Below are 11,097 nucleotides of genomic sequence, written 5' to 3' on the forward strand. Positions count from 1 at the left end.
GAGTAGTAATCCGCTTCTAGCGGGCCGCATCCAGTCGACGTAAGCCACCAGCCGACGAGTCGTACACAAACTCAGTAATGGACTCATTCTGTATGCGCTCCATGATTTCGTTGATGACAGGAAGCGGAACCACAAACCACTCTTTTGGCTCTACGGATATACCAAACCGGTCAGGGACATGAAGCTGCAGCTGGGCCGACGCCAAGATGCGATGAATTGTCTGCTCGAACTTGAAGTGGCGAATGTTGGCTAGCTTCCAGGTGGCGACGATCTCGACTGGAGCCAGCAAATACGTCGCGTCTTTTTCGGCGTTGCAGATCCTATCTTCGACACGGCCACCAGTCACACCAATCTTATGAAGAACATCTCTCATCGCAACGATTTTGGGATCTTTCGAGAGACTTCTCAGAACATAAATCGTGGCGCTCGCTACGTCCCCATCCTCTAGTCTGTCTCCGAAGAGCGGTCCTTGGCTTGGATTCGTGAGTCGCCGACCGTTTTCATCCCTGTATAGCGCTCGTTGTAGAGACCAGAGCAGCAGGTTGCTCTCCGTGCCATTCGAGTAGATTGCCTTTAGTCGTGCGTTTGGGCCGCCATTTGGTGCTCGAAATGATTCGCCTACCGCCGCTACGTAGACCATCTGTCCGCTCAGGATGAAGAAATCGCCTACCTCAATACTGACTTCCTTTTCAAAGCGTTTAGCTGAGCGCCGGCCAGCAGCTAGGTCCGCTTCTGCCGCTTGGAACAGAGATCGATAAAGGTCAAAATCTTCGCACTTCACACGGTCAGCTACGTACTCTGCCGCCTCGCGCCTTCCTTCTACCGACTGCACATGAACCAGCGTGCCGATATCCCCGGGGTCATCCTGTGCAAGAGCTTCTAACAGCTCCTCAGGGCTTAGTGTATCCACGGCTCTCGCTGCACTAGGGTTAGGAACCGTCAGCAGATCAAAGCGGTCCAACGGTCGCAGCAGAGCCAGATCATCCTCTGGTTGCTTGCGCAGCTGATCGAGCCGCACTGCGTAGATGCGCTCGAAGATGTCGCGGTGTACCCCATGTTCCGGGCCGGTGCCGTTCGTTTCACGAAAGGACAGCACGTCCTCGAAGCCTGCGATGAGCCTCTCCTGCCGCGGTGTGTAGCCCCCAATCAGCGGCTCCTCAACTTCGATTTCGAGCGCATCGAGGAGATCGTTGCCTTCCAGCTCTTGTGCGTTCTTCATGCCACACCTCCGGCGGCCTTGGCCTTCTTTCGTGCCATGTACTGGGTGTACGCCGCAACGCCTTCCGCCAACCGGCGTTCCCAAGGGTCGGCAGCAGTGATCTGGGCAGCACGACCTCTCTCCTGCTTCCACTCCAGCGCTCGCCGAGCCAACGCCAAGGCCTCATCCTCTGGAATGTTCACCTTCTTCGCTGCGATCTTCTCCTGCATCTGGCGCAGCGTGTCCGCGTTCAAAGTTCGGGCAAGCACGGCGTAGGCTTCTCCAAAGGGATTAATGGAGTCGATCAGGTCCACACTCAGTTCGCGAACGTGCAAAACGAACTTGCGCACACCCTGGAGGAGGCCTAGGTTCGCGTTCACCTTCTCCTCGGTCTTCACCGCCGTTTGTACCAAGGTCAGCGCGGCAACCGCTCGTTGACGAACGGCCTCGACGTCGTCTTCGGTCAGGTCCGGATAGCGGTCTCGGATGATCTTGGGAATTCGCAGCTGCGTCGTTTCCTGCGGCACGGTGTTCTCGGTGTCGAAGAGCGCTCGGGTCAGGGTCTCCTTATCTTGGACAACAGCCGCGATAACGTCGTTCAGGTCCTCGCGGCAGATGCGAGCGGCCTCAGGCCCCATCTCTTTCAGCCCCTTGATCTCGACGGAGACCGTCCCGGTCTCCTCATTCACTCCGACGTTTGTCTGCCCTTCTATATATCCGTTTGGGCCGTAATCGAAGCCAGCCTTCGGTCCTGAGTCCTTCGGCGTGAAGTCAAACCGTGGTGCAATCACCTGTTCCATCAGCAAGCTGGCAGCGATGGCCTTCAGGGTATCGTTCACCGCTTCCACAACATCACTCTGCTCTGCCTTAGGTTCGGCAATCAGATTGGTGAACCGAGCACGCGCCTTGTTTGGTGCATCCCTCGTCACACGACCGATAATCTGCACGATCTCAGTCAGGCTACTGCGGTAGCCGACCGTCAGCGCATGCTCGCACCAGATCCAATCGAAGCCTTCTTTGGCCATGCCCAGAGCAATGATGACGTCTACGTGGTCCCGATTGTTGCGATGCGCAGGATCGCGTAACGCAGCCAGCACCTTGCTGCGGCGATTGAAGTCCGAGTCGTCTACCAAGTCTGCGACCTTCAACACGCGACCGGTTACCTTCTCCCTAATCAGGTGGAAGTCTGTTGCGGGGTCTCGCTCAATCCAATCGCCGAGCGAGCCCATAATATCGTTGACCTCGGCGTACTTGTCCGTGGAGCTGGCGCTGGAGTTCACATTCGGGATGTGAACGATGGTCTTCAGCGACGGGTCCAGCACCTCGTGGATCGCCTCCAGGTAACTTCCCGAGTAGAACCAGTATCCAATATCTAGAGACTTCAGATACTGATAGCCATTCAGCTGCTCGTAGTAGGTGTAAGTGACGGTGGCGAAACGAGCCTCGTCCTCCGGACTCAGCACCGCCGCCGCATCGCCACGAAAGTACGACCCCGTCATGGCCACGACGTGAACTTTTTCGCGGGCCAATAAATCTTTGAGCTGTTTTCCGAGCACGTTGGTTTCGTCGATGGAAACGTGGTGGAACTCGTCAATCGCGATCAGTCGGTTGTCGAAAGCTTCAATACCAAGAGCCTCCACGGCATAGCGAAATGTCGCGTGCGTACAGACCAGCGTGGTGTCGTCGCTCGCCAGAAACTCGCCGACGGCCTTTACCTTGCCCTTGCTCGCTTTCTCGTCCTCGCCTCCCGGCATCGCGCATAGATTCCAGCGTGGTTTGACCGTCCAATCGGCCTCGAACCCGCTCTGGCTTAGGTGTTCGTCGCTGAAGCTCGAGCCGATCGAACGCTCCGGCACCACAATCAACGCCTGCTTCACACCCTGATGGCGCACCTTGTCTAGCGCGACGTACATCAGGGCGCGGCTCTTGCCGCTGGCCGGTGGAGACTTGAGCAAGAGGAACTGCTCACCGCGACGCTGGTATACCTGCTCCTGCATGGGGCGCATTCCCATCTCGTTCACATGCGTTGACCGGCCAGTATGCCCGGTCGCTATCGAGACCGAGGGAATCTTAACAGCGCTCACTTACCCACCTCCGCCGTCTTCCGGCTCACTCTTGTCTTCTTCGCTGGCCCCTGGGCCCTGGACGCTGCACCCTGCGCCTTCGCGTACATCTCGAATAGCTTCTCCAGCCGCTCTGTGTCATTCCGAAAGCAGCGGCCAATGTAGATGCGCTCCAGTGTTTCATCGTTGGCATCATGCGCCGTACGCAGATTGGCAGGCATAGTCTCGGGATCGTAGAGATCGGCTATCGTGGCGGGAAAGTGCGCCTCGCGAGCCAGCAGTATGTCTGCGGCGCAGCGCGTAAGGTCAGCTTTGTTCTGCTCCGTCAGCGTCGGGAGCGGAAAGGTGTTCCAGCCGAGATTGCTGGAGTATCTGATGTCGCTCTTGAGCTTGCCGCAAATAGTGGCAGCCCAAACCAGATGCAGCCTTGAGATCAACACGGCTAGGTCTACCAAGGTTGGATCGTATATAGCATGGGCAGCGTGAGTGATGATGAAATCTTTGCTTAGCAGTCCCGCAGGCAGATACTCTCGTCGTTCAGAACAAGTCTGCGGAACGAGCAATTGCGAGAAGGTGCACGTATTGCGATACCGAAACTGATGTGGTCGAGCAGTCAGAGTAGACGCTACTTCGCCGCCGCCGCGCCTATATTCAAGAACGGCTTCTATGCGAGATGAAACAGCGGGAAGACTTTTTGCGTAGGGCAAGTCAGAGTCATCGAACCAAAGACAGTATCGAGCGGAACCATTTATAAACTCGCTTGTTCCTGTAGCCCGCCGAACCTTACCCTTGAGCCCAGGTTCCTCACGGAGAAGCCTACGTGCCTCTTCGGGTCCTAGAAACAGGTGGCCACCATCGTACGGTGCGTTGCCGGTGATCATCGGGGACAGTGAGTTCGTGTTCGTAGACCTACTTTCGACGATGATGTTCGCGCCATCTACTAAATACGGGTTGATATTAGCTACCTGACGGCGAGACGATTCGTCATAGATATATTTCGCGGCAACGGGTTTGCTCGTCAGCCCTAAGATCGTACAAATAACGCCTGCGTTACCTTGAGCATTGTTCGCCCACTTGAACGATTCATATGCAAACTCAACTTGGCAGCCGAGCCGATAAACTATAGGCCAAAGCACTGGCACGTGCGTTCCCTGGGCGACCGAGTTTGTGGTGACGAGCGCAGCCTTGGTGCCATATTGCAGGTACTCACAAGCTTTCACTATGAACCCACAGATATAGTCCAGGTTCTTATGTTGCTCGTTTCGACCAAAAATCCCTTTCATCTCCTCTTTTTGTTCTGAACTCTGCTTTTTCCCACCAAGATATGGAGGATTGCCACAGATGTATGTCTCGCCGCCTGGATTCTCAAAATCGATCTCGACGGAGGAGCTCGCTTCGAATTGCAACCGGCGATCCTCGCGCACCCGGACTTCGGTGTCCTCTGGCGGGCAAGCTTTCAACCAGTCCACACGTAGAGCATTGTCACGAACAATCCAGTTCATTTCATCGAGCGGCAGGAACTCCGCTTTCGCGGCCAGGGGACCGCGGTGCAACACGTCGCACTGGTATTCCGCGATGACCAGCGCCAACCTCGCTATTTCCGCTGCAAAGTCACGGATCTCAATGCCACGGAAATTCCTCTTGCTGATCTCAGTGGCTCGTAGGTGTTCGCCGCGACGGGCGTTGATCTCAGCCTCGATCCTACGCATTTCCTTGTAGGCAATGACCAGGAAGTTGCCTGACCCACAGGCTGGGTCGAAAATCCGGATGCGGCTGAGACGGCGGCGCAGGTTCAGCAGCGTGCGGGAATTGTCGCCCGCTGCCTCCAGTGCAGCTCGCAGATCGTCGAGGAAGAGCGGGTTTAGCACCTTGAGGATGTTGGGCACGCTGGTGTAATGCATACCCAGGGCGCCGCGCTCTTCGTCGTCTGCCACCGCCTGAATCATGGAGCCAAAGATGTCGGGATTGATGTACTGCCAGTCCAGGCTGCCCGCCTGCAGAAGGTAGCTACGGGCGATGCGTGTGAACTGCGGCACATTCGTTGAGCCCGCGAAAAGGCCGCCGTTCACGTAGGGAAAGGTAACCGCGTAGCCGGGCGTGTTGTCCGAGTTGCGCTTCTCCTGCTTCAGATTCATTGCAGCGAAGCAAGCTTCAATGACGTGGTGCGTGTTGGAGCCGTCGCTCTCGCTGAATCCTTCTACCGTGCCGGTGAAGAGACTACGACTTTCGAAGATGTCCGTGTCTTCGGCAAAGAAGCAGAAAATAAGCCGCGCCATGAAGTGATTCATGTCGTGACGGCGCGCCTCGGTGCCCCATTCTGGATTTTGGCGCAGCAACTCGACGTAGAGCTTGTTCAGCCGCCCGGTCGCACGGACGTCGATCGGGTTGTCCTTGATCTCGCGGACGGTGGAGATGCCCGCAAGCGGCAAGAAGAAGCCGATGTGTTCCGCAAAGCGGTGATACTCCGATGCGATGGCCTCGCCCGTGGAGAGTTCCTCAGCTTCCAGCACCGTGCCATCGGTGGCGAGGACGAATTTAGCCTTAGCCGCTGCGGTCTTTGGACTGGCCTTCAGGCGCTCGAGCGTTTGCCGCGTCTCCCCTACCGGGCTGACAGCAAGGTGGATGTTGGACTGCAGCAGCACGCCGCCGACTACATCACTCTTGTTGGAGTCACCTTTACGAAGCCTCTTGAGCGTGGTTTCCTTTTTATCGAAGGCAGCCAGAAACTGGAATGGAAACTCCGCAGCGTCGAACTGCTCCGCTGCAAGATCCGATACCGCCGCTTCAATCTCAACTGCGTTCATAGGCTAAGTATCGCAGAGCCATATCCGCGGTGTTTAACTCTCCCGATAACCAATGAATTCCTTTGTTATGAATGCGTCAACAGGATCGTACTCGCGGCAGTTCATCCCATCGTGTCGTCCACCGTGGCGAACGATGCTCCGCCCTGAGCTTCCAGGCCGCATCCGTTGGCCCAGCCCCAAGGATGCGGACGGTATCGCGCCCGAGGGTCGTGTTGAGCTTGTCCATCGCTTTCCAGGCCCTTTCCCTCTTCTCGCGGTCCAGCTCGCCCCACAAGGCCGGTTGCCGGATCGTTTCGGGCAGCAGCTCCGTAATCATGACGCCCGTTTTCGAGTAGCGGAAGCCGTCTCGCCAGAGCCGTTCGCCCAGGCGAACGGCCAGGGCGACGACCTCTCCGGTGTCGTTGGTCGTCTCTGAGAACCGGGCCGACGCGCCGTTCGAGTAGAACGGATCATTGTTGAAGGTGTTCGTGTGCATGAAGACGAAGATGTTTTCGGCGGCCACCTTGTACCGGCGCATCTTCTCCGCTGCTCGCGTCGCGTAGCTCGCGATGGCCTCCCGCATCTCCTGCCAGGACGTGACCGGAGCCCCGAAGCTGCGAGTGACAGCAATTCCCTTCCTGGTCGGCTCTATCAGCTCCAGCGGCAGGCAGGAGATGCCACGCAGCTCATAGACGACGCGGCCGCCCGTTACGGTCATCAGCGCGCGCGCATCGTCCGGCTGGAGCGCGGCCAGGTCCGCCGCCGTCGCGACGCCGATCTTCCCCAGCTTGGCTGCGGACGCGCCGCCGATGCCCCATACCTCATCGACCGGCACCGTGGCCAGCAGCTCCGCACGAACCTCCGGTGAGCGCAGGTCGCAGACGCCACGGAATTGCGGGCGTTTCTTCGCAATGAAATTTCCAACCTTTGCGAGTGTCTTCGTTGGAGCGATGCCAACGCAGGTCGGTATACCGGTCCAGCGCAGGACGCGATCGCGCAACTCGCGCGCCAGGTCCCCCACTTCCCTTTCGCGGAACTCGGTCAGATGCAGGAAGCTTTCGTCGATCGAGTATGTCTCGACGGTCGGAACCATCGACCCGAGGCAGTCGCCCACTCTTCGCGAGAGGTCGCCGTAGAGCGCGTAGTTTGAGCTGAAGACCTGAATCTTTTCGCGCTGAATCAGAGCGCGAAGTTTGAACTCGGGGTCGCCCATCTTGATCCCAAGAGCCTTGGCTTCGTTCGAGCGGGCGACGGCGCAGCCGTCATTATTTGAGAGCACGATCACGGGAACGCCTTCCAGATCAGGGCGAAAGACGCGCTCGCAGGAGACATAAAAATTGTTGCAGTCGATGAGTCCAAAGACTTCGGCCATGTGCTCACCTCATCGTGTGAATCGCATGTTTTACGACTCCGAAGACGTGCAGATCTTCTCCTACGGAGACTCGCAGGGGTTGGTAGCGCGGGTTGGCGGGATCGAGCCACACGCAATCAGGGCCGCGGCGCAGCCGTTTGACCGTGTATTCCCCATTGACAGCGACAACAACGACGCTACCGTTGACGGGCTTTGCAGATCGATCCACGACCAGGAGATCGCCGTCGTGAATCCCGGCGTCTTTCATCGAGTCCCCCTCCACACGCATCAGGAAGGTGGCCGCCTTATTTTCGATCAGGAACTCTGTCAGATCGAGAGGGGTTTCCAAATAGTCCTCTGCGGGACTTGGAAAGCCAGCCGGTACGTGCCCGTCAAAATACGGCAACACGAGCGGCCAGGTCGCTGACCATTCCACAAGTTCCAGACTCATTCCCTACCCCCGTGCTCAGGTATAGCAGGATGAGCGAACAAAAAGCGAATACAATCGGAGAGGGCCGTTCTTTCGCTTAGAGCCGTGGCGAAGAATTCCGACATAGGCTTTTCTTCTATTCTTTACGCTATGTGCGGACGCTACTACCGGACGTTTGACAAGCAAAAGATCGCCGAGGCGCTACGCGCCCAGGCGACCGGAGATCCGCTCGCGTACGCTCCCGGTTACAACATCGCTCCGACGACGACCCAACCAGTCCTCCGCCAGGAGCGCGAAACCTTCGGCCGCGAGCTCGTTCCGATGAGATGGGGTTTAGTCGGTTTTGGCACGGGCCGAGGGCCTGGAGAACAGCTCCCTTTGGCAACGCCCGCTTCATCGGCAACGCTGCATTATTCCCATGAGTGGCTATTACGAGTGGCGCAAGTCCGATAAGCAAGCGTTCCGATTTACCGTAGGCGACGATCAGATCTTTGGCGTCGCAGGTCTATGGAACGCATGGAAATCACCCAAAGGTGAATGGCTCCAAAGCTTTTCGATCATTGCGACGGACCCAAACACGGTCTCAGTCAATTCATAATCGGATGCCTGCGATTCTGCACCCCAAAGATTACGAGGAGTGGTTGGATCGGCAGGAAGTAGAGAGACCACCCATTCATCTCTTGCGGCCTTTCGATGACTTTGGAATGTTCATTCACAACGCGCATCCGAAGGTTGGCAATGTTCGCAATCAAGGCCCGGAGATGTTGAACAGCCAGTAGACCTTAGATTGTCGGAGCTGCGATAGGGTCCATTGCACCATTCAGCGCCTGTACAAAGACCTCAGAGTCATCTTTGTTCACCACGACCTCAAGTGTAACTTTTCGACATCGCAGCGGCTCTTCCCTCGCAATTCAATTCTAAAGACGTTGAAGGGGGAAGTATCCCCCTGCCTACAGAGTGCGCCGGCGAAAGGAACCGGCCCCCTCTTCCGTCACCCCCGCTGCGGGGACACCCCGCAACGCCCCCAAAGCATTCATGCGCTACGCGCCAGGCAAGGTAACCAAGCCTTCCTGAGGGACTCCGTCCCTGGCGCGCACAAGAGGCACCCCAATCTTCCGCGCTGCGCTTGTGCAGACCGGGCCTACGGCCGCCCTCCACTTCGTTCCGGGTGGGGAACCCCACCTCTTGCACTTGCCGCCCCTGCTGGCGTGGGCCAGGGCCAAGGCGTGTTTGTTAGCAAACACAGCACGGCCATTCAAAAACGGAGGAACCACCCATGAAGAACAACGCAGGATTCCAGACCATCGCACTCACCCGCATCCACGAGTCCACCACCAACCCCCGCCGCATTTTCGATGAGAGCAAGCTGGCCGAGCTCGCAGCAAGCCTTCGCACTCAAGGACTAATCCAGCCCATCACCGTTCGTCCCAACAGTGACGGGTACGAGATCGTCGCAGGAGCAAGGCGCTTCCGTGCCGCGCACCTTGCGGAATTGACAGAGTTGCCCGTTCGCATCGTGCAACTGTCCGACGAGCAAAGTCTTGAATGGCAAATAATCGAGAACAGTCAGCGTGTTGATGTGCATCCTTACGAGGAGGCGCAGGGTTATCAACGGCTTCTCGACCTTCCCGGCTATGACGTTGCCACGCTTGCCGAGAAGACAGGCAAAAGCGACAGCCACATCTACGCCCGCCTTGCTTTGCTGCAACTCATACCCGAAGTAGCCGAGGCGTTCCAAACAGAGCGCATCACGGCCAGTCACGCCAACCTCATCGCACGACTTCCGCAGGAGAAACAGGCCGAGGCTTTCGCGCAGTGCTGGCGCAAGGACTATCAGGACAAAGAAGCCCATCTACTCCCCGCCAAATACCTCTCCTCATGGATCGCCAACAACGTCTATCTTCCCCTGGACGAGTCTCCGTTCGACCGAGAAGATGCCACCCTCAACGCCGACTCTGGAGCTTGCTCCAACTGCCCTCGTCGAAGCGGATACAACACTTCACTCTTTTCGGACGTAACTGGCGGCGACCAGTGCCTAGACGGGAATTGCTACCACATCAAGCTCAACGAGCACGTCCGCCGCGAGGTACTGGCGCGGCCTGAGTTGGTGCAGATCGAGACGGCCTTCCGCAACCCCAAGGAGCGGCAGCCCGAAGCCCTCTCCCGCAACGAGTACACCGAAGTGGACGCACCCAAGGATGAGAACGAGGACTCCGAACCCGTCACGCCCTGCGAGGCGTCGAAGACGGCCATCGTCGTCTATGGCGAAGGCGCAGGAACCACCCGCACCGTCTGCACTGACCCAGACTGCCCCGTCCACCATCCCCGCCGTGTCGCTCCCATCGACCCCGACGCCGAGGCGAGACAGAAGCAGCACGAAAAGGAACAGGCCCGCCGCAAGCGGCTCATGAAGCAACGCGCCGAAACCTTCAATCGCATCCTCGATAGCGCACCCACCACCTTCACCGCGCCGCAGCTTCGTGTGTTGCTCCGCGCCCTCATCCACATCGACTCCTACGACTTCGCCGACGATGTAGCCGCGCACTTCGTCAGCGACGACGAGAACAACCAGCAGACCGGAGAGGAAGTGTTGCTCTCCGTCGTGGACGGACTGGAGGACGACAAACTCTCCAGCTTCGCTCTCCGTCTCGCCCTCACCGGCCACGCAGATATTCCCCGCGAGAACGAGATCGACCATCTGGCCGAGGCCGAAGCTGTCTTCGCTCCACCGCAGCCCAAAAAGGCTAAGGCGAAGAAGACCACACCCAAGAAGGCCGCGAAGAAACCCACGCCAATCAAAACCAAAACCGCCAAGAAGAAGACCACCAAGAAACTCGCAGCCTAACCCGCAGAGGGGGCCAGCAATGGCCCCGCTGTTCCACACGGAGGAGACCATGTTGCAATTCACCTACAAGCTGAAACTCACCGAGCGGGTCAAGGCCAAATGCAGCCGCCATCCCCGCTACAATCCTGTGAAAGATGGCCGCGCCGGTATCCGTGGCGGCTGCTCTACCTGTTTCTCGCTCTACGACCTGCACCAGGCCCGCATCGCCCTTGACGCCGCACAGCGCGAGTTTGTTCGCCGAGCCGGACCGTGGGCGCGGCAACGCGAACCCCGAAAGAGGAAAGCCGCCGACGCAACCGAGGAACCTCCCTTGCACCCTTAGAACTGAGATAGAGGGGCTGCGCGTTCAGCCCCTCTTTGCTTTTTGCGGGCGCGGAATGTTGGAAGTTATCCAGTCACGAATGGACACGCGGCCTTGCGGACGCGG

At 58.0% G+C, this 11,097-nt stretch carries 8 protein-coding genes and 1 pseudogene; 4 read left to right on the forward strand and 5 right to left on the reverse strand.

Annotated elements, in window-relative coordinates:
• Positions 1 to 16 precede the first annotated feature (16 nt).
• The 5 genes from HDF09_RS20205 to HDF09_RS20225 form a co-directional block, all read right to left on the reverse strand.
• Entirely contained in the window at positions 17 to 1,219 is a 1,203-nt protein-coding gene (locus HDF09_RS20205) for a GIY-YIG nuclease family protein (RefSeq protein WP_183769280.1), read from the reverse strand.
• Positions 1,216 to 3,282: a DEAD/DEAH box helicase gene (locus tag HDF09_RS20210; RefSeq protein WP_183769281.1), complete on the reverse strand. Its 2,067-nt coding sequence runs from the start codon at positions 3,280 to 3,282 to the stop codon at positions 1,216 to 1,218. The genes HDF09_RS20205 and HDF09_RS20210 overlap by 4 nt, the downstream gene beginning before the upstream one ends.
• Positions 3,279 to 6,065 carry a class I SAM-dependent DNA methyltransferase gene (locus HDF09_RS20215; RefSeq protein ID WP_183769282.1) on the reverse strand — a complete coding sequence of 929 codons (2,787 nt, stop codon included), beginning with the start codon at positions 6,063 to 6,065 and terminating at the stop codon, positions 3,279 to 3,281. Before HDF09_RS20215 ends, HDF09_RS20210 begins: the two co-directional genes overlap by 4 nt.
• A gap of 76 nt (positions 6,066 to 6,141) precedes the next feature.
• Positions 6,142 to 7,416, reverse strand: coding sequence for a Y-family DNA polymerase (locus HDF09_RS20220; RefSeq protein WP_183769283.1), 1,275 nt, complete (start codon positions 7,414 to 7,416; stop codon positions 6,142 to 6,144).
• 4 nt (positions 7,417 to 7,420) lie between these two features.
• Positions 7,421 to 7,846: a LexA family protein gene (locus tag HDF09_RS20225; protein ID WP_183769284.1), complete on the reverse strand. Its 426-nt coding sequence runs from the start codon at positions 7,844 to 7,846 to the stop codon at positions 7,421 to 7,423.
• A gap of 129 nt (positions 7,847 to 7,975) precedes the next feature.
• Between HDF09_RS20225 and HDF09_RS21425 the strand changes: the two genes are divergently transcribed.
• The 4 genes and pseudogenes from HDF09_RS21425 (at position 7,976) to HDF09_RS20250 (ending at position 10,992) form a co-directional block, all read left to right on the forward strand.
• On the forward strand, positions 7,976 to 8,278 hold the full coding sequence (locus HDF09_RS21425) for an SOS response-associated peptidase family protein (RefSeq protein ID WP_406705163.1): 303 nt from the start codon (positions 7,976 to 7,978) through the stop codon (positions 8,276 to 8,278).
• Positions 8,169 to 8,604, forward strand: a pseudogene (locus HDF09_RS21430) (SOS response-associated peptidase). The gene HDF09_RS21425 and the pseudogene HDF09_RS21430 overlap by 110 nt, the downstream one beginning before the upstream one ends.
• 497 nt (positions 8,605 to 9,101) lie before the next feature.
• Complete coding sequence (locus tag HDF09_RS20245) at positions 9,102 to 10,670, forward strand: ParB/RepB/Spo0J family partition protein (RefSeq protein ID WP_183769288.1); 1,569 nt, start codon at positions 9,102 to 9,104, stop codon at positions 10,668 to 10,670.
• Between the two features lie 49 nt (positions 10,671 to 10,719).
• On the forward strand, positions 10,720 to 10,992 hold the full coding sequence (locus HDF09_RS20250; RefSeq protein WP_183769289.1) for a hypothetical protein: 273 nt from the start codon (positions 10,720 to 10,722) through the stop codon (positions 10,990 to 10,992).
• The last annotated feature ends 105 nt before the right edge of the window (positions 10,993 to 11,097 follow it).

This window comes from Edaphobacter lichenicola (assembly GCF_014201315.1).
Taxonomy (GTDB): Bacteria; Acidobacteriota; Terriglobia; order Terriglobales; family Acidobacteriaceae; genus Edaphobacter; species Edaphobacter lichenicola_B.

Coding starts and splice junctions, on each gene's coding strand:
- HDF09_RS20225 (WP_183769284.1), bottom strand. CDS start 7,846: ATGAGTCTGGAACTTGTGGAATGGTCAGCGACCTGGCCGCTCGTGTTG.
- HDF09_RS20245 (WP_183769288.1), top strand. CDS start 9,102: ATGAAGAACAACGCAGGATTCCAGACCATCGCACTCACCCGCATCCAC.
- HDF09_RS20220 (WP_183769283.1), bottom strand. CDS start 7,416: ATGGCCGAAGTCTTTGGACTCATCGACTGCAACAATTTTTATGTCTCC.
- HDF09_RS20215 (WP_183769282.1), bottom strand. CDS start 6,065: ATGAACGCAGTTGAGATTGAAGCGGCGGTATCGGATCTTGCAGCGGAG.
- HDF09_RS21425 (WP_406705163.1), top strand. CDS start 7,976: ATGTGCGGACGCTACTACCGGACGTTTGACAAGCAAAAGATCGCCGAG.
- HDF09_RS20205 (WP_183769280.1), bottom strand. CDS start 1,219: ATGAAGAACGCACAAGAGCTGGAAGGCAACGATCTCCTCGATGCGCTC.
- HDF09_RS20250 (WP_183769289.1), top strand. CDS start 10,720: ATGTTGCAATTCACCTACAAGCTGAAACTCACCGAGCGGGTCAAGGCC.